The following is a 16,788-nucleotide window of genomic DNA, read 5'->3' as shown; positions in this document are numbered from 1 at the left end:
CAAGGGAAAGCGCTATGCGCTTTTCCGGGAAAACCGTTTCACACTTTTCCCGGAATTGCTCTGAGCGTGAAATTTGTTTCCTGACACGATTTTTGCGGTTCGCGCGGCGCTTTTTTCTCGATTTTGCTCCGGGATAACGCTCCGGTAAGCGCGTTTTGCTACCAATTGCCTTGACAAGCAAAAGCCGGGCCAGTTTTTATGGCCGGCTGCAAAATTCTTGCCCGGAAGTCGGGATGCGTAGACGAGGCGTTTGAAACCGAACCATGGCGTTGGCGGCCAAACTACAGCTACGACAATCGCAGTCGCTGGTGATGACGCCGCAGCTGATGCAGTCGATTCGGCTGCTGCAGTTCACCCATGTCGAGCTTGAGCATTTCATCGACGAGGAAATCGAGCGCAACCCGCTGCTGGAACGCGCCGAGCCGCAGGACGATGCCGCCAGCGACCAGGCGCAGAAGATCGAGGCGGAGCCGCAAGCCACCGCCGAAGGCGACTGGTTCGAAAACGAGACGCAGTGGAGCGCCGAGGCGATCTCGGACAAGCTCGACACGTCGCTGGAAAACCTGTTTCCCGACGACCCGGGCACCAGCGAGCGGCTCGGTCCCGACCTGACGGCACAATGGAAGTCGGCTTCGGGCAATGGCGCGGGTTCCTCATCCGAGTGGTTTGATGCGGGCGATATGGCGGCCGCGACGATCACGCTGCGCGACCATGTCGGTGAACAGGTGGCGCTAGCCTTCGCCGATCCGGCTGCACGGCTGATCGCCGCCGAACTCGCCGACGGCCTTGACGAGAGCGGCTATCTGCGTGCCGACCTGGCCGAGATCGCCGTTCGTCTCGGTGCGGATGCCGCCGCCGTCGCGAAGGTGCTGGCGGTGTGTCAGACCTTCGAGCCGGCCGGCCTGTTTGCCCGCGACCTAGCCGAATGCCTGTCGCTGCAACTTGCGGTGCGCAACCGGCTCGATCCGGCGATGAAGGCGCTGGTCGCCAATCTCGAACTCCTGGCACGGCGTGATTTTCACGCATTGAAACGGATCTGCGGTGTCGACGAGGAGGATCTGCTCGACATGCTGGCGGAGATCCGGGCGCTCGATCCCCGGCCGGGCATGGCGTTTTCGGGCGGCGCCAGCGACGCGATCGTCGCCGATGTCGAGGTGCGCGCGGCCAATGACGGCAGCTGGACGGTCGAGCTCAATGCCGAAACGCTGCCGCGGGTTTTGGTCGACCATATCTATTTCGCCCAGGTCTCACCGCAGGCCAAGAACCAGGCGGAAAAGGATTTTCTGGCCGAATGCCTGCAGAATGCAAACTGGCTGACGCGCAGCCTCGACCAGCGGGCAAAGACCATCCTCAAGGTCGCCTCGGAAATCGTTCGCCAGCAGGATGCCTTCCTCGTCCATGGCGTGCGGCAGCTGAAGCCGCTCAATCTGCGCACGGTGGCCGACGCCATCGGCATGCACGAATCGACGGTCAGCCGGGTCACAGCCAACAAATACATGCTGACGCCGCGCGGCGTGTTCGAGCTCCGGTATTTCTTCACCGCCTCGATCGCCGCCTCGGGCGGCGGCGATGCGCATTCCTCGGAAGCCGTGCGTGACCGCATCAAGCAGTTGATCGACGAGGAAAAACCCGTCGACGTGCTTTCCGACGACGCAATCGTCGACATGTTGCGTGAAAGTGGCGTCGACATTGCAAGGCGTACGGTCGCCAAGTACCGGGAAGGCATGAATATCCCCTCTTCGGTGCAGCGCCGACGCGAGAAACGGGCGATGGCCAACGCCGGGCGCTGAGCGGGTCGATTTTCCACAGGCCGGCACTTCATTGACAAGCCGCGGTGAAGTGGCTAGAAGCCCGCCCGCATGAGACGGGCTAGATGCCCGCATGCGGATGGTCCGTCACGACGTTGGCCTCGGGACGGTCAAAGGGCGGCTTGTGATCAACCGGAAAGTTTGGATTTAAAATCGGCGCAAGTGACGCCGCAAAGCTTGTGCGCACGGATCACGAGTATAAACTCGGGCCAGTTTGAAGCCTGAGCAGGAAGGTCAGTTTTCAGATGAATCTGCGCATATCGGGAAAACACATGGACATCGGCGATGCGTTTCGGACACGCATCAATGATCGCGTCGGCGAAGCGATCGGCAAATATTTCGATCGCGGCTTTGCCGGACATGTCACGGTCATCAAATCGGGCTCGCGCTATTCGGCGGACTGCATGATCCGGCTGGATTCCGGCGCTTCGCTGCAGGCCACCGGCGATGCCCAGGATCCGACATTGGCCTTCGAGGCCGCGGCGGATCGTCTGGAAACCCGCCTGAGGCGCTACAAGCGCCGGCTGAAATCGCACAATTCGGGCGCCGCCAACGGCCAGCCGACCGACATAGCCTACACGGTGATGGCGCCGCTTGCCGATGACGACGAGGACATTCCGGAGAATTTCGCGCCGGCCATCGTCGCCGAATCAACCATGACGCTGAAGACCATGTCGGTGGCGTCGGCGGTCATCGAGCTCGACACCAAGGACAGCCCGGTCTTTGTCTTCCGCAATGCGGGAACCGACCATCTCAACATCGTCTATCGCCGACCTGATGGAAATATCGGCTGGATCGACCCGTCGACGACCAAGGTCGCGCAAGCGTGACGACAAAGGTCGCACGGACGTGACGACCACGGTCGCACTGGGATAAGAGCCGGCCGCACGAGGGGTGGGGACTGGTGACGGCAGGCGAACAAGGGATTTTCAAGCATGGATCTGAGCGATCTTATCAACGTTCCGGCGATACTGCCGGCGTTGAAGGCGAACTCCAAGAAGCAGCTGCTGCAATTGCTGTCCGAACGGGCAGCGGCGATTTCCGGCATTCCGGAGCGGGAGGTGTTCGACACCATCCTGCAGCGTGAGCGGCTGGGTTCGACCGGCGTCGGCAACGGCATCGCCATTCCGCACGGCAAGCTGGCCGGCGTGAAGCGCATCGCAGGTGTTTTCGCCCGGCTGGAGACGCCTGTCGATTTCGAATCGCTGGATGATCAGCCCGTCGATCTCGTGTTTCTGCTATTGGCGCCGGAAGGGGCGGGCGCCGACCACCTCAAGGCACTGTCGCGCATCGCGCGGGTGCTGCGCGATGCCGACACGGTGGCCAAGATCAGGGGTACGCGCGACGCCGCCGCTATCCACGCGCTTTTGTCGGACACCCAGGCTTCGCACGCGGCCTGAATTTCGAGAATGATATCGCCACAGGGCCGCCATGGGCGGCCCTTTTCCGTTTCAGCCGGAATCGCTGTCAGTGAATGGCGACGGTGGTCAGGTCGTTTTCCATGGCGCCGGCCAGAGCGCGGTCACGCGCATCGGAAAGCAGGATCGGCTGACCATTGGCGGCAAACAGCGCCCACAGTTCCATGCCGGGGGCGATTTCGCCGAGATTGGGGAAACGGCCGAGCAATTCGTCGCTCGAGACCTTTCTGAGATAAGCGACCGAGCCTTCGCCGAGATGAGCGAATTCGCCATTGGTCATGGTGATGTTTTCAGTTCTGGTCATTTCAAAGCCTCCTTGGCGCGAGGACGCCGCTCAAGGCCATCCCGCATGAGAGCCATTCAATTTGCTGCATCGTGCTTTCGAAAAATCGGTGCCGATTTTCCGGCCGATGCAGTGGTAACGATCAGTCTTTCACCGATATGTTTATTTTCCGTACCAGCCGTTCGGACTCCGGCCGATCGAGGTCGATCGACAAAAGACCGTTCTTCAACTCCGCCGCGATCACCCGCATGCCGTCGGCCAGCACGAAACAGCGCTGGAACTGGCGCGCGGCGATGCCGCGATGAAGAAATTCGCGCTCGGTGTCGTCGGTCTGACGGCCGCGCACGACCAGCTGGTTTTCCTCCGTGGTGACATCGAGATCGCTTTCGGCGAAACCGGCGACCGCCAATGTAATGCGCAACCTTTCGGTCTTGCCGTCGGCGCCGCTGAGGCGTTCGATGTTGTAGGGAGGGTAGCTGTCGCCGGATTTCGCCAAGCGTTCCAGGGTCTTTTCCATGGCGTCGAAACCAAGGAGAAGCGGGCTGGAAAAGGGCGTCATTCGGCTCATGTTACACTGTCCTCTCAAGAGCGACATAAAGTGGAAAAACCCAGATGGCATTTTTCCCGATGGCCTTGATATGGTCCGCCCCGCGACCAAGTTCAAGCCGTCAACAGACCCGCCCAAAAAGACCAGGCGTGGACTCACAGGAATGACCGACATGGCGCTTGAAACGGCGAGCAGATGCAAGGAGAAGCGCGCAGGTCGGGGATTGTCTTCCCCGGTCGAGCGGTTCGGCGTGGCAGCTCGCGGCCGCTTCGGCGTCATTTGGATGCTTCGATCGGATCGGTTCAAGCCCACGACCTCGCCAAACAAGGAATTGAAATGCCCCAGTCACGCAAGATCATCATCGACACGGATCCCGGTCAGGATGATGCCGTCGCCATATTGCTGGCGCTCGGCAGCTCCGAACTGGAGATCGTCGGCATATCAGCCGTTGCCGGAAACGTGCCGCTGAAGCTTACCGAAAAGAATGCCCGCAAGATCTGCGAGTTGGCTGGCCGTCCGGACATCAAGGTCTATGCCGGCGCCATCCGGCCCCTGATGCGCGAATTGGTCACCGCCGAGGAAGTGCATGGCAAGACCGGTCTCAACGGACCGCAACTGCCCGAACCGACGATGAAGCTGCAGGACCAGTACGCGGTCGATTTCATCGTCCAGACGCTGATGAGCGAAGAAAGCGGCACGATCACGCTTTGCGCGCTCGGCCCGCTCACCAACATTGCGCTGGCGCTGATCCGCGAGCCGCGCATCGCACCACGCATCAAGGAAATCGTGCTGATGGGCGGCGGCTTCTTCGAAGGCGGCAACGTCACCCCGACCGCCGAATTTAACATCTATGTCGATCCGCAGGCCGCCGATGTCGTGCTCAAATCCGGCATCCCGATCGTGATGATGCCGCTCGATGTCACCCATAAGGCGCTGACCACTGCCAAGCGCACGCAAACCTTCCGCGCGCTCGGCACCAAGGTCGGCACCGCCACCGCCGAGATGCTGGAGTTCTTCGAGCGCTTCGACGAGGAGAAATACGGCACCGACGGCGGCCCGCTGCACGACCCTTGCGTCATCGCCTATCTGTTGAAGCCGGACCTGTTCAAGGGCCGCAACTGCAACGTCAGCGTGGAAACCGCCTCGGAACTGACCATGGGGATGACCGTGATCGACTGGTGGGGCGTCACCAAGCGGCCGAAGAACGCCATGGTGATGCGCGACATCGACCATGATGGGTTTTTCGCGTTGCTGGTGGAGAGGCTGGGGCGGCTTTAAAAGCTTCCCTTCTCCCCGTTTAAGGGGAGAAGGTCCCGGCAGGGGGATGAGGGGCGGCACAAACGTTAATATTTTGTCTGCAGACCCGGCGTTGCCCCTCACCCGATCGCTTCGCGACCACGCTCTCCCCGTAAACGGGGCGAGGGAAGAGGCGCACCTTACTTCGCCTTTGAAAACGCCAACCACAGGCCGCCGCCGACCATGAAGCTGCCGCTGATCCTCGACAAAAGTTTTATGCGGCCGGCCGACAACAGGCGCCCGGCGCGGCCGGCGGCCAGCGCATAGGTCGAATCCGAGAAGGCGGCGAAGATCATGGCGGTCAGGCCCATGATGGCGATCTGCAGCGAGTAGTTGCCTTGCGGCGAAATGAACTGCGGAAAGAAGGCGCCGAAAAAAATCAGCGTCTTGGGATTGCTGAGCGCCACCAGCAAGCCCTGCAGGAAGAAGCCGCCGCGTGGCTTTCTCGCTGTTCCATCGGCATTCAGCGTGCCTTTGGAACGGAACATCTGCACACCCATCCAGATCAGATAGGCGGCGCCGATCAGCCTGACCCACTCGAACCAGTGGCCCATGCCTGCGATCAGCGTGTTGAGGCCGATGCCGACGATGGCGATCATCACGGCAAGCCCGGCCTGCGTGCCGGCGACATTGGCGAGGCCGGCGCGCGAGCCATGGCGAATGCTGTTGGCGATGATCAGCGTGACCGTCGGACCGGGCACCAGGATGATAACGATGCAAGCGAGGACATAGGCAGCGTAGAGTTCGAACGACATGATTTTTCCCCAGGAATACCGCCGAGGCGGCGCGGTTGAGGGTAATCAATGCATAGCAGCGCAGCCGGTGCAAGCCGCTACCTAGCGCCCTGCGACACGCCAGTCCGCCCGGTTCAGGCGCCGGCCTGCCAGGGCAGTGTAGCCTCATAGGCCGCCGCCGCCTTGAGTACGGCGAGGTCGCCGCGCGGCCGCCCGATCAGCTGCATGCCCATCGGCCGGCCCCGGTCGTCGAAGCCGACCGGCACGTTGACCGCCGGGCAGCCGCCTAGGGTCGCGAAGGCGGAAACCTGCATCCAGCGGTGGTAGCTGTCCATTGCGCGTCCGGCGACCTCACGGGGCCAATGCGTGCCTATGTCGAAGGGGAAGACCTGCGCCGTCGGCAGCGCAATCAGGTCATAGCGGTCGAAGAGCGACAGCAGCTTGCGATGCCAGGATGTGCGGGTCACGGAGGCGGCGCGGATCTGCGGCGCCGTCAGCCGCATTGCATTCTCCACTTCCCAGATGGCTTCCGGCTTGAGCAGGCCGCGTTTCGCAGGATCGTCATAGTGGGTTTTGAGCGCGCAGCCGCTGCTGGCTTGGCGCAGCGTGACGAAGGCCCGCCACAGCGCTTCGAAATCGAAATCCGGCAGCAGCGGCTCGGTCAGGAACGATGCCTTCGCAAAGCGGCCAAGTGCTGCCTCGCACAGGTCGAGAATGCCTGTTTCAACCGGCAGATGAACGCCGAGGTCACCGAGCCAGGCGATGCGGCCACCAGTTGCGGATATTCCAAGCCCTTCGAGGAACGAGCCAGGTTTCTCGTAGGACAATGGCGCGCGCGGATGATAACCGGCCTGCACATCGAGCAGCAGCGCCATGTCACGGACGTTGCGGCCCATCGGCCCATCGACGCCCATCTGCGCATGAAAGACGTCAAAATCGGGTCCGCCGGGAACAAGTCCTTGCGACGGGCGGAAGCCAAAAACATTGTTCCAGGCAGCCGGGTTGCGCAGCGAGCCGCCGAAGTCGCTGCCATCGGCGACGGGCACCATGTCGAGCGCCAGGGCCACCGCCGCGCCGCCGCTCGAGCCGCCGGCGGTCAGGGCCGGATCGAAGGCGTTCAGCGTCGGCCCGAACACGGCATTGTAGGTGTTGGAGCCAAGCCCGAATTCGGGGACGTTGGTCTTTCCGATGATGATGGCGCCGGCATTGCGGATACGCTCGACGAAGAAATCGTCTTCCTGCGGCACGAAATCGGCGAAGATCGGCGAGCCGAAGGAGGTCCTGAGGCCCGTGGTCGAGGCGAGATCCTTGATGGCGATGGGCAGGCCGAAGAGCGGCCCCGCCGCTTCGGCTCGCGACGGGCTGGCATCGGCCGCATCGGCTTCGCGCAGGATATCGGCGCGATCGCGCAAGGAGACGATGGCGTTGACCAGCGGATTGACCGCCTCGATGCGATCGAGGAATGCCGCCACCACCTCGCGCACGGAAAGCTCTCTCTCCCGGATCGCGCCGGCGAGTTCGACCGCGGACAGGCGGCAGATGTCGCTTGCCGGCGGCACGGCATGTTTCGTTTGAGGACGCAGCATTTTAACGGGTTTCCTGCAGCGCCTGATCGACGTCTTTGGCGAGCGGGATCGCCGGTTGGGCGCCAGGCTTCAGGCAGGCCAGCGAGCCGGCCGCGCCGGCGCGCGCCAGCGCCTGTTCGAGCGTCAGGCCTGACGACAGGCTGGCGGCGAAATAGCCGCAGAACGTATCGCCGGCGCCGACCGTGTCGACAGGCGTTATCTTGCGCGCAGGAACGGCCAGGTACTCGGTCGGTGTCGCCGCCATCACGCCGTCGCCGCCGAGTGTGACGACGACGGTGCGGCCGGTCTTTCCGGCAAAGTCGCGCATGCGGGCCGCCCGGTCGCGGCCTTGCAGCGACAGCGCTTCGCCATAGAGGTCGAACTCGGTTTCGTTGGCGACGACATAGTCGGCCTTGCCGAGAAAGCCGGCTGCTTGCCCCTGGAACGGCGCCGTGTTGAGCACGGTGATGGCGCCGGCCGCCCTTGCCTGGTCGAGGGCGGCATCGACGGTGGCCAGCGGAATCTCATTTTGCAGCAGCACGACGTCGCCTTTTTTCAGAAAGGCCTTGGAGAGATCGCCGGGCACCACGGAAGCGTTGGCGCCCGGCACCACGGCGATGATGTTCTCGCCGTCGTCGGCGACCATGATCAGTGCCGTCCCGGTCGAGGCGTGAGTCTCGGCAACGCCGGACAGGTCGACCTTGCCGTCGCGCAGCAATGCCAGTGCCTCGGTTGCGAAGCTGTCCCTGCCGACAGCGCCGACCATGCGCACCGAGGCGCCGGCGCGTGCGGCGGCCAGCGCCTGGTTGGCGCCCTTGCCCCCAGGTGCGGTGGTGAAGGCCGAGCCGCCTACCGTCTCGCCGGGGCTTGGCAAGCGGTCGACCTTGGCGATAAGGTCGAGGTTGATCGAACCGATGACGATAATCAAGCAAGGCCTCCTGGCAACGCAAATTCAAATGTCGGAGCGTCCTTCGTGCGTCCGGGCGAACGCAGGTCGTTCCGATTGCGCGGAAGCTAACCTGTAAGGCCGCGGCTTGCCAGACCACGCGCATGGTCCAGCCCGATTTGGGGTGTCGTGGCTTTATTCGCAGCGCACGGTGACCGTGCCCTGATAGTTGCCGGCGGGAAAGATACCGCTCGACCTGGTGGCGGTGAGGTCGACCTGCATCGTGTGGGTGCCGTTGGCAACCCTCTGCGGCACACTTCCGTTGACATCGGCCCCCGAGCCATCGAGGCGGAAGACCGAAGCGAAGGTCACGTTGGTGCCGCCGCCGCTCGGCGCGGACGAGAATGCGGCAGGCGCCGGCGCCGAAACCGAATAGCAGTCAAGCAAGTTAAGTATCGAGCACAACAGGGAGCTTGCCACCACGGTGGCGCTGGCGCTCGATCCGCCTGCCTGTTTGGAGCCCAGTATGCTGATGGCGGGATTGGCCTTCATCGTTCCGGACGCCCCGACCATGATGGTGCAGGTGCCGATGATCGCCGCCTGCACCGGAAGGCAGGAACCGGCAAGTGCTGCCATCGCAAGCAGCGCGCGACTACTGCTTCTTCTTTTTCTTGCCATCACCACTTCCGGTCCTGATGCTCCAGCCTTCGTTGGCCCACCCCGGTGACGCGGCCGTGGAAGTGCTGGCAGCCACGCTCGCCGTCTGGCCGTCGGCGCCGAGGCCCATTTTGAGGAGCTTCAGTTCCAACTGCAGGCGCTCGACCTCAAGCTCATAGAGACGGCTGCAATCGACGCGCTTCGGCGTGCGCCCGATCGGGATCACCACCCGACCATAGGTGGCAACGCTGTTGTCCGACTGGCTGTTGCCTCTGATAACGCCGAGATCGACATAAGCGCCGGAACCGGTGACGGCGGAACGGCAAGTGGTACCGTCCGCGGCATGGACCTCGTCCTGGCCCTGGGGCAAGGTGACACCGGGCAGGTTGAAGCCGCTCTCATTCTGGTTGAGGTTGTAGACGTCCTCGGCCCCGGCCGGCGACGCACCCGCCCAAGCAGCCGCGAGCGCCAGTGTCAGGACTTGCGGCGCCCAAAAAACTTTCCGCATATCTGTGCCCTTATCTGCGTCTGTTGATTGGGAAAGGGGATGCTTTCGGTGCAGATACGCACTTTACGCTCGGCGGCGCCGTCGAAAGGCACAACCACAAGGACAGACCGGGAGGCCTGCGAAGCCAGTTGGAAGACATCTGGAGAGATTCTGGCATCTACCGGCTGAAAATCCTGATCGTAGACATGGATTTCGACCCGGATCTTCCGGTCGTAGGGATTGGCGGGGAAGACGCGAACCGCGAAGACCTCGGTGAAGCTGTTGATCTCGCCACGCATCGGCGACATCGATTGGGCCTTGGCGGCAATGGGCGCCAATCCGACGGCCAATGCCGTCGCCAGGATTCGAACATGTTTCAACGACCCCCCTCCTTCGCTACGCGTCATTCGCAGCGCAGCGTTACCGTTGCCTGATAATTGCCGTTGGCGAAGCGATTGCTGCCGCCTTTGGTTCCGGCGAGGTGAACCGAGACGAGATCGGCGCCGGGTGTGGTGATGCTGGTTGCCGAGCCGGTCTCGACGATGGAATGCGCGCCGGCGGCGGAGTAGGTGGGCGTCCAGGTCGTCGACGTGCTGTCGGCGGATGGCACCGTCATGGTGGTGACCGGGTCGACACTCAGCGACACACCTCCGGTCGTCGTCAACGTCACGGTTCCAGCCGAGCCGCCGCTGTTGTGGGAACTGAGGGACTGGAGATCGGGACTGGCCGTCATCGTACCGTTGGTGGCAACGACAAGCGTGCAGGTGGGCGCGATCGTGCCATTGAAGATGACATTTTGCGTCGCGGCCAACGCGGCCTCGTCGATGCTGGCAACCAGCAGAGCTGCGCCGCAGGCGACGCGAAACAATGTCATCGGGACCTCCTATCAAGCCGGATCGTCCGGATTAATATGAGGGCATCATCACTTTATCGTGGTTAATTTAGAGTTACCTAAAACAATGGCTCAAAATAACTATTACAGGAACCGGAGGTTGCCCTCGGTTGCAAAGGTGAAAACCACAGTGGAAATCGCGCTTATACTTATTAACGCCGACATACCCATGGTTTTCCTCGTAATATTGAGAAAAATCGATATTACGATACCTGCCCGGCTTCCCAGCCCAGAATGGCGCGCTTGCGGGTCAGGCCCCAGTGATAGCCGGTGAGGTCGCCTGATTTACCGATGGCGCGGTGACAAGGCACCACGAAAGAGAGCGGATTGGCGCCGTTGGCCGCACCGACCGCACGGCTGGCGGACGGTGCGCCGATGCTGGCCGCAATCGAGGAATAGGTGCGGGCCTTACCCATCGGGATCTTGAGCAGCGCCTCCCAGACGCGAACCTGGAAGTCGGTGCCGATCATGACGACATGCAGCGGCTGGTCGGGGCGCCACAGCGCCGGGTCGAAGATACGGGCGGCATAGGGGCCGGTAGCAATCATGTCCTCGACATAAATGGCGTTCGGCCAGCGGCTGGACATGTCGGCGAAGGCGGCGCGTTCCTCGCCGGGGTCGCTGAAGGCGAGGCCGGCGAGTCCGCGCTCGGTGGCCATGATCAGGGCGGTGCCGAACGGCGAGGAATGGAAGCCGTAGCGGATGATGAGCCCGGCGCCGCGTGTCTTGTAGTCGCCCGGCGACATCGCCTCATGCGTGACGAACAGGTCATGCAGCCGGCCCGGGCCGGACATGCCCAGTTCAAACGAGGTCTCGAGCAGCGGCATGCCGGAATCGAGCAGCCTGCGCGCATGGTCCAGTGTCACCGCCTGCAGGAAGGCCTTGGGCGACAGGCCGGCCCAGCGGGTGAAGAGTTTTTGCAAGCCGGTTGGCGTCTCGCCGACCTCCTCGGCCAGTTCTTCAAGGGAAGGCTGATCACGATAGTCGAGACTGATCTTCTCGATGGCACGGCGCACGATTTCGTAGTCGCTGCCTTCAGGCGTGATGTCCTTTTTGAGGACCGCGGTGTGTGTGCTCATGGAACTGTCTCCTTGAGCCGGAATATCGCCCCTCGGGGCGTCGATCGCCACCCGAAACTTGCTTTCTTGCGGCGCATACCCAGATGGACACAGGATTCGAGCCCTGGAGTCGCTCGTGGCTGGCTCAGCGTGCCTTGGCGGTCGCCAGCGCCCGCGAAAAGGCGGTGGCAAAACTCTCGCGGGAATCGGGGTCCAGGAAGGATCCGATCGGCACGTTCTGCCCTTGGCCTTCCACCGTCATCCCTGTGATGCCGATCTCGGCGTGACGGGCCACCGAAAACCGCGCCCAGAACGGATTGAAGCGATGCGCTTCCGATTTCCCCGAGGGGGCTGTCTTGCGGATGTCGAGGCTGGTGCGCGAGACCGAGACTTCTTCGCGGGCACGAGCGGCACGATAGTTGATGCGAAAGGCGATGTAGACGGCGGCCACGTCGAGGCCGAAGAAGCCGAACACCGGCCAGGCGCCGCGCGACAGGAAAAACGCGCCTGTCACAAGCCAGCCGAACAGCAGCGCACCGATCAGGACGAAGAATCCTGTCCGGCCCAGAGACCGGTGCGGGGTGAGTAGCGCCTGAAAGAATGGCTCGTCGGCCTGAAACGAGGCGTTTGTGTCGCTCATGAGGGGATATTATAGGAGGGAAATGGCAAGCCCCAAGTCCAAAGATTCTTCCCTGTCCAAAAAAGAGCTGTTGCCCGCACGAAGCGATGGGTCGGACGCCAAGCCGCGTCCGCGGCCGGTGCGAAGCGCGTCACGCTACAGCCCGGCCGAAGTGAACGAGATATTCCGGCGCTTTTCCGTCCAGCGGCCCGAGCCGAAGGGCGAGCTCGAACATGTCAACGCCTTCACGCTGCTGGTCGCGGTGGTGCTGTCGGCGCAAGCGACGGATGCCGGCGTCAACAAGGCGACGCGGGCGCTGTTCAAGGCCGCCGATACGCCGCACAAGATGCTGGCGCTGGGGGAGGCAAGGGTCGGCGAATATATCCGCACCATCGGGCTGTGGCGCAACAAGGCGAAGAATGTGATTGCGCTGTCGCAGGCGCTGATCCGCGACCATGGCGGCGAGGTACCCGACAGTCGCGATGAATTGGTCAAGCTGCCCGGGGTCGGGCGCAAGACCGCCAATGTCGTGCTCAACTTGGCCTTCGGCCAGCACACGATGGCGGTCGACACGCACATTCTCCGCATAGGCAACCGGCTCGGGCTGGCGCCCGGCAAGACACCGGAACAGGTCGAGCAGGGATTGTTGAAGATCATTCCGGACGAATATATGCGCCATGCACATCACTGGCTGATCCTGCATGGCCGCTACGTCTGCAAGGCGCGCAAGCCGGATTGCCCGGCCTGCGTCATCGCCGACATCTGCAAGGCCGAGGTCAAGACGACCGATGTGCCAGCACCGCTGGTGCCGATCGCACCGCTCGATCCTGTCGAAGAGATACAGGACCGAAGCGGAACGACGACGTAGTTCAACTCTCCTCCACAAACACCTCTTCGCGCTTTTTCTTGACCGCCGGCAGGAAGACGATGACGAGCACGGCGAGCGCGATGAGCAGCAGGCCGGCGCTGATCGGTCTCGTCACGAAGGTGCTTGGGTCGCCGCGCGAGAGGATCATGGCGCGGCGCAGGTTTTCCTCGAGCAGCGGTCCGAGCACGAAGCCGAGCAGCAGCGGTGCCGGTTCGCAGCGCAGCTTGGTCAGGAGGTAGCCGAGGAAGCCGAAGAAGGCGACGGCGTAGAGGTCGTAGACGTTGCTGTTGACGCTGTAGACGCCGATCGAGCAGAACGCCATGATGATCGGGAAAAGCACGTAGTAGGGGATCGTCAGCAGCTTCACCCAAAGCCCGATCAGCGGCAGGTTGAGGATGATCAGCATCAGATTGCCGATCCACATCGAGGCGATGATGCCCCAGAACAGCGCCGGCTGTTCGGTCGCGACATTGGGGCCGGGCACGATGCCCTGGATGATCATGGCGCCGATCATCAGCGCCATGACCGGGTTGGCTGGAATGCCGAGCGTCAGCATCGGGATGAAGGAGGTCTGCGCACCGGCATTGTTGGCCGATTCCGGTCCGGCGACGCCTTCGATGGCGCCCTTGCCGAACTCCTGCGGGTTTTTCGAGACGCGTTTTTCGACCGTGTAGGACGTAAAAGCTGCCAGGATCGCGCCGCCTCCCGGCAGGATGCCGAGCGCCGAACCGATGATTGTTCCGCGCACGATGGGCGCTGCCATGCGCCGAAAGTCCTCGCGGGTCGGCATAAGGCCGGTGACCTTGCGGATCATCACGGAACGCTCATCCTCGTTTTCGAGGTTGCGCAGGATCTCGGCGACGCCAAAGACGCCGACCGCCACCGCAACGAAATTCAATCCGTCGGCATATTCCCGGATTCCAAGCGTGAAGCGCGGCGTGCCGGTGTAGATGTCGGTGCCGACAATGCCGAGCAGCAGGCCGAGCACGACCATGGCCAGCGCCTTGACGATAGAGCCGTGGGCGAGCGCGACGGACGAAACCAAGCCGACGATCATCAGCGAAAAATACTCGGCCGCGCCGAATTTCAGCGCGATCGCCGTCAGCGGCGGGGCAAAGATGGCGACGAGGAACGTCGACACCGTGCCGGCAAAGAACGAGCCGATGGCCGCGATCGCGAGGGCCGCTCCGGCGCGGCCGTTCCTGGCCATCTGGTAGCCGTCGATCGCGGTGACGGCGGACGAGGATTCGCCCGGCATGTTGATGAGAATGGCGGTGGTCGAGCCGCCATATTGGGCACCGTAATAGATGCCGGCGAGCATGATGAGGGAGGAAACCGGGTCGCCGATCTGGAAGGTGATCGGCAAAAGCATGGCGATGGTCGCGGTGGCGCCGATGCCGGGCAGGACGCCGATCAGCGTGCCGAGAAGGACGCCGATCAGGCAGAAACCGAGGTTGGTCAGCGACGTCGCCGTCGAAAAACCGAGCGCGAGGTTGTCGAGCAGATCCATGCTCATCGCCTCACGACACCAACCATGGGGCCAGCCACGGGCCGAAGCGGCGGAACGGCAGGCCGAGCGCGTAGCTGAAGACGAGGTACGCAAACAATGTCAGGCCGGCCGACAGCACGAGCGCGGTCAACGGCTTCATGCGGCGGCTGGCAAACGACGCGATCAACGCCGTCAGGAAGATCGACGGGATGAAGCCGAGGCCGCGCACCGTCAGGCCGAAGAAGATCGGAGCAGGCAGGATGAGCAGCATGCCGCGCCACGCGATATGCCCGATCGCTTCGCCCCCGACGCGTACGGCCTGGACGAGAATGACGGCGCCAAGCAGGATCAGCACGATCGCCAGGACCAGCGGAAAATAGCCTGGACCCATGCGCAACGCGGTGCCGATTTCGAGGCCGAGCGATTGCAGCGCGAACCATGCGCCGAAACCGATGAACAGGGCGGCGCACAGGCCGTTGGCCCTGTCGATCGCGAAAGGTTTCATGATGGTTCTCCCAAGCCCGCAGTGGGTAGCGGATGCCAAGCGAATAGGGGCGCTGGTGGCGCCCCTATTCCAACCTCAGTCGGCGTACTGGCCGGCGGCTTCGATGATCGGCTTCCAGCGCGCGATCTCGCTTTCCAGCTTGGCCTTCAGTGCGGCCGGCGTCGCATCGGCCTCGGGCGACGGCTTGGTGCCGAGTTCGGCGAAGCGGGCGACGACGTTCTGGTCCTTCAGCGCGACCTGCAGCGATTTCGACAGGCGTTCGGTGATCCCGGCCGGCGTGCCCTTGGGTGCATAGAGACCGTGCCAGATGCCGACCTGCACTTCGGGAAGGCCGCCTTCCACCGTCGTGGGCACGTCTTTCAGCACATCGAGGCGCTCCGGCGAGGTGACGGCATAGGCCTTGATGGTGCCGCCCTGAATCTGCTTGGTGGTGTTGGTCGTCTGGTCGCACATGATGTCGACCTGGCCGCCGAGGAGATCGGTCATGGCCGGGCCGGTGCCCTTGTAGGGTACGGTGACCAGCGGCGTCTTGATGGCGCTCATGAACAGCATGCCGCATAGATGCGAGGCCGCACCGATGCCTGCATTGGCGACGGTTATGGAATCCTTGTTGGCCTTGGCGTACTCCACCAACCCCTTGAGGTCGGTCGGCTCCAGGTCCTTGCGGCCGACGATGGTCATCGGCACCTCGGTGACGAGGCCGACATATTCGAAGGCGTTCAGCGTGTCGTAGGCGAGCTTTCTGTACAGTGTCGCACTTGTCGCCATGCCGATATGATGGAGCAGCAGCGTATAGCCGTCAGGCTCGGCGTTGGCGACGCGGCCGGCACCCAGCGTGCCGCCGGCACCGCCGACATTTTCGACGATGACCTGCTGGCCGAGATCCTTCGACATCGCTTCGGCGACGAGGCGCGTGACCGTGTCGGTCGGGCCGCCGGCCGCAAACGGCACCACAACGGTGATGGTGCGTTCGGGATAGGTCTGCGCGCCGGCAGTGAACCCATAAAGCGTGACGGCCGCGGCAGCAGCCAAAGCGGCGACAAATCTTCTCATCGTGATCTCCTCCCAGTGTATCAATCTCCAACCGCTGCGGGGTCCCTCTCAGCACCGCCTGCGGATGAAGCAACAACTAGCGCAAGCTAGCAGATTGCAACCGGAGGCAAACGGCAAACTGCTGATCGGCCCTATCCTAGTAGCCGTAGCCGCGCGCCATCGCCGCCGCGAAGACCGGGATGAGCAGGAAGATGAAAGCTTCGGCTCGGATGTAGGTCTTCACGGATGCAAGCTCGGTCGCCGGCACCTGGAACGAGGCATTGCCGCTCGCCTGCCTGTTCCAGGATATGAAGCGGACGGTCGGGATGATCGACAGCAGGCCGGCCACGATGAACGCCGCTATCTTGGCCCAGAACACCCAGTTATAGACGTAGAATTCCCAGCCCTTGAGGCCATAGAAGACGCGGCCGATGCCGACGACGATGATCAGCGTGGCAATGATGCCGTAATGGCGGTCGATGCCGGCGAGCCTCTTGAGCGTCGCAGCACCCAGATCGCTGCGGATCAGGACGAATTCGGCGCCGATAATCCCCGCCAGCGAAAACACCAGCAGATGATGGAAGATCGCAAGCACAAGATCGGTGGTGTCCATGCTCTTTCGCCGGGTTTGACGGCGCCAATGC

20 protein-coding genes are annotated in these 16,788 nt (G+C 62.9%); 5 read left to right on the top strand and 15 right to left on the bottom strand.

What is annotated here, in order from left to right; genetic code table 11:
* The first annotated feature begins 263 nt into the window (after nucleotides 1-263).
* The 3 genes from rpoN to ptsN all read left to right on the top strand — a co-directional run bounded on the left by rpoN (nucleotide 264) and on the right by ptsN (nucleotide 3,208).
* A complete protein-coding gene (rpoN, locus tag NKK51_RS25260; protein ID WP_352554958.1) occupies nucleotides 264-1,790 on the top strand; it encodes an RNA polymerase factor sigma-54 in 1,527 nt (508 codons plus the stop codon).
* Between the two features lie 263 nt (nucleotides 1,791-2,053).
* A complete protein-coding gene (gene hpf / locus NKK51_RS25255) occupies nucleotides 2,054-2,638 on the top strand; it encodes a ribosome hibernation-promoting factor, HPF/YfiA family (RefSeq protein ID WP_013529588.1) in 585 nt (194 codons plus the stop codon).
* A gap of 105 nt (nucleotides 2,639-2,743) precedes the next feature.
* A complete protein-coding gene (ptsN, locus tag NKK51_RS25250) occupies nucleotides 2,744-3,208 on the top strand; it encodes a PTS IIA-like nitrogen regulatory protein PtsN (protein ID WP_013529589.1) in 465 nt (154 codons plus the stop codon).
* A gap of 67 nt (nucleotides 3,209-3,275) precedes the next feature.
* Here ptsN and NKK51_RS25245 read toward each other — a convergent pair whose 3' ends face one another.
* The gene (locus NKK51_RS25245) at nucleotides 3,276-3,530 is read right to left on the bottom strand and encodes a BQ00720 family protein (RefSeq protein ID WP_023760740.1); all 255 of its coding nucleotides are present in this window, start codon (nucleotides 3,528-3,530) and stop codon (nucleotides 3,276-3,278) included.
* A gap of 121 nt (nucleotides 3,531-3,651) precedes the next feature.
* Complete coding sequence (locus NKK51_RS25240) at nucleotides 3,652-4,077, bottom strand: Hsp20 family protein (protein ID WP_023760739.1); 426 nt, start codon at nucleotides 4,075-4,077, stop codon at nucleotides 3,652-3,654.
* Nucleotides 4,078-4,392: 315 nt separating this feature from the next.
* Between NKK51_RS25240 and NKK51_RS25235 the strand changes: the two genes are divergently transcribed.
* On the top strand, nucleotides 4,393-5,334 hold the full coding sequence (locus tag NKK51_RS25235; protein ID WP_352554957.1) for a nucleoside hydrolase: 942 nt from the start codon (nucleotides 4,393-4,395) through the stop codon (nucleotides 5,332-5,334).
* A gap of 158 nt (nucleotides 5,335-5,492) precedes the next feature.
* On the opposite strand, the gene NKK51_RS25230 is transcribed toward NKK51_RS25235, so the two are convergent.
* From NKK51_RS25230 to NKK51_RS25190, 9 genes are all read right to left on the bottom strand, one after another.
* Nucleotides 5,493-6,107: a LysE family translocator gene (locus tag NKK51_RS25230; protein WP_352554956.1), complete on the bottom strand. Its 615-nt coding sequence runs from the start codon at nucleotides 6,105-6,107 to the stop codon at nucleotides 5,493-5,495.
* Nucleotides 6,108-6,220: 113 nt separating this feature from the next.
* Entirely contained in the window at nucleotides 6,221-7,672 is a 1,452-nt protein-coding gene (locus NKK51_RS25225) for an amidase (RefSeq protein WP_352554955.1), read from the bottom strand.
* A 1-nt stretch (nucleotide 7,673) separates the two neighbouring features.
* Nucleotides 7,674-8,579 carry a ribokinase gene (locus tag NKK51_RS25220; protein ID WP_352554954.1) on the bottom strand — a complete coding sequence of 302 codons (906 nt, stop codon included), beginning with the start codon at nucleotides 8,577-8,579 and terminating at the stop codon, nucleotides 7,674-7,676.
* Nucleotides 8,580-8,732: 153 nt separating this feature from the next.
* Nucleotides 8,733-9,215 carry a hypothetical protein gene (locus NKK51_RS25215; RefSeq protein ID WP_164892880.1) on the bottom strand — a complete coding sequence of 161 codons (483 nt, stop codon included), beginning with the start codon at nucleotides 9,213-9,215 and terminating at the stop codon, nucleotides 8,733-8,735.
* Complete coding sequence (locus NKK51_RS25210) at nucleotides 9,190-9,702, bottom strand: hypothetical protein (protein ID WP_352554953.1); 513 nt, start codon at nucleotides 9,700-9,702, stop codon at nucleotides 9,190-9,192. The genes NKK51_RS25215 and NKK51_RS25210 overlap by 26 nt, the downstream gene beginning before the upstream one ends.
* A complete protein-coding gene (locus NKK51_RS25205) occupies nucleotides 9,669-10,061 on the bottom strand; it encodes a hypothetical protein (protein ID WP_127296373.1) in 393 nt (130 codons plus the stop codon). The genes NKK51_RS25210 and NKK51_RS25205 overlap by 34 nt, the downstream gene beginning before the upstream one ends.
* A 23-nt stretch (nucleotides 10,062-10,084) precedes the next feature.
* Nucleotides 10,085-10,555 carry a hypothetical protein gene (locus tag NKK51_RS25200; RefSeq protein WP_127296372.1) on the bottom strand — a complete coding sequence of 157 codons (471 nt, stop codon included), beginning with the start codon at nucleotides 10,553-10,555 and terminating at the stop codon, nucleotides 10,085-10,087.
* A 221-nt stretch (nucleotides 10,556-10,776) separates the two neighbouring features.
* Entirely contained in the window at nucleotides 10,777-11,652 is an 876-nt protein-coding gene (locus NKK51_RS25195; protein WP_023812547.1) for a methylated-DNA--[protein]-cysteine S-methyltransferase, read from the bottom strand.
* Between the two features lie 124 nt (nucleotides 11,653-11,776).
* A complete protein-coding gene (locus NKK51_RS25190; RefSeq protein WP_023812548.1) occupies nucleotides 11,777-12,271 on the bottom strand; it encodes a DUF2244 domain-containing protein in 495 nt (164 codons plus the stop codon).
* 22 nt (nucleotides 12,272-12,293) lie between these two features.
* Between NKK51_RS25190 and nth the strand changes: the two genes are divergently transcribed.
* Nucleotides 12,294-13,118, top strand: a complete 825-nt coding sequence (gene nth, locus NKK51_RS25185; RefSeq protein WP_352554952.1) for an endonuclease III — start codon at nucleotides 12,294-12,296, stop codon at nucleotides 13,116-13,118.
* A gap of 1 nt (nucleotide 13,119) precedes the next feature.
* Here the strand turns inward: nth and NKK51_RS25180 are convergent, their stop codons facing one another.
* From NKK51_RS25180 to NKK51_RS25165, 4 genes are all read right to left on the bottom strand, one after another.
* A complete protein-coding gene (locus NKK51_RS25180) occupies nucleotides 13,120-14,628 on the bottom strand; it encodes a tripartite tricarboxylate transporter permease (RefSeq protein WP_352554951.1) in 1,509 nt (502 codons plus the stop codon).
* 10 nt (nucleotides 14,629-14,638) lie between these two features.
* Nucleotides 14,639-15,112: a tripartite tricarboxylate transporter TctB family protein gene (locus tag NKK51_RS25175; protein WP_027037698.1), complete on the bottom strand. Its 474-nt coding sequence runs from the start codon at nucleotides 15,110-15,112 to the stop codon at nucleotides 14,639-14,641.
* Between the two features lie 75 nt (nucleotides 15,113-15,187).
* Nucleotides 15,188-16,165, bottom strand: a complete 978-nt coding sequence (locus NKK51_RS25170) for a tripartite tricarboxylate transporter substrate-binding protein (RefSeq protein WP_352554950.1) — start codon at nucleotides 16,163-16,165, stop codon at nucleotides 15,188-15,190.
* A gap of 136 nt (nucleotides 16,166-16,301) precedes the next feature.
* A complete protein-coding gene (locus tag NKK51_RS25165) occupies nucleotides 16,302-16,757 on the bottom strand; it encodes a DUF2214 family protein (protein ID WP_352554949.1) in 456 nt (151 codons plus the stop codon).
* Nucleotides 16,758-16,788 lie beyond the last annotated feature (31 nt).

Source organism: Mesorhizobium sp. M0011, from assembly GCF_040324155.1.
Lineage (GTDB): Bacteria > Pseudomonadota > Alphaproteobacteria > Rhizobiales > Rhizobiaceae > Mesorhizobium.
Note: the sequence above shows the minus strand (reverse complement) of the source record. Positions and strands in the feature narration are given on the sequence as shown.

Coding starts and splice junctions, on each gene's coding strand:
- rpoN (WP_352554958.1), top strand. CDS start 264: ATGGCGTTGGCGGCCAAACTACAGCTACGACAATCGCAGTCGCTGGTG.
- hpf (WP_013529588.1), top strand. CDS start 2,054: ATGAATCTGCGCATATCGGGAAAACACATGGACATCGGCGATGCGTTT.
- ptsN (WP_013529589.1), top strand. CDS start 2,744: ATGGATCTGAGCGATCTTATCAACGTTCCGGCGATACTGCCGGCGTTG.
- NKK51_RS25245 (WP_023760740.1), bottom strand. CDS start 3,530: ATGACCAGAACTGAAAACATCACCATGACCAATGGCGAATTCGCTCAT.
- NKK51_RS25240 (WP_023760739.1), bottom strand. CDS start 4,077: ATGAGCCGAATGACGCCCTTTTCCAGCCCGCTTCTCCTTGGTTTCGAC.
- NKK51_RS25235 (WP_352554957.1), top strand. CDS start 4,393: ATGCCCCAGTCACGCAAGATCATCATCGACACGGATCCCGGTCAGGAT.
- NKK51_RS25230 (WP_352554956.1), bottom strand. CDS start 6,107: ATGTCGTTCGAACTCTACGCTGCCTATGTCCTCGCTTGCATCGTTATC.
- NKK51_RS25225 (WP_352554955.1), bottom strand. CDS start 7,672: ATGCTGCGTCCTCAAACGAAACATGCCGTGCCGCCGGCAAGCGACATC.
- NKK51_RS25215 (WP_164892880.1), bottom strand. CDS start 9,215: ATGGCAAGAAAAAGAAGAAGCAGTAGTCGCGCGCTGCTTGCGATGGCA.
- NKK51_RS25210 (WP_352554953.1), bottom strand. CDS start 9,702: ATGCGGAAAGTTTTTTGGGCGCCGCAAGTCCTGACACTGGCGCTCGCG.
- NKK51_RS25200 (WP_127296372.1), bottom strand. CDS start 10,555: ATGACATTGTTTCGCGTCGCCTGCGGCGCAGCTCTGCTGGTTGCCAGC.
- NKK51_RS25195 (WP_023812547.1), bottom strand. CDS start 11,652: ATGAGCACACACACCGCGGTCCTCAAAAAGGACATCACGCCTGAAGGC.
- NKK51_RS25190 (WP_023812548.1), bottom strand. CDS start 12,271: ATGAGCGACACAAACGCCTCGTTTCAGGCCGACGAGCCATTCTTTCAG.
- nth (WP_352554952.1), top strand. CDS start 12,294: ATGGCAAGCCCCAAGTCCAAAGATTCTTCCCTGTCCAAAAAAGAGCTG.
- NKK51_RS25180 (WP_352554951.1), bottom strand. CDS start 14,628: ATGGATCTGCTCGACAACCTCGCGCTCGGTTTTTCGACGGCGACGTCG.
- NKK51_RS25175 (WP_027037698.1), bottom strand. CDS start 15,112: ATGAAACCTTTCGCGATCGACAGGGCCAACGGCCTGTGCGCCGCCCTG.
- NKK51_RS25170 (WP_352554950.1), bottom strand. CDS start 16,165: ATGAGAAGATTTGTCGCCGCTTTGGCTGCTGCCGCGGCCGTCACGCTT.
- NKK51_RS25165 (WP_352554949.1), bottom strand. CDS start 16,757: ATGGACACCACCGATCTTGTGCTTGCGATCTTCCATCATCTGCTGGTG.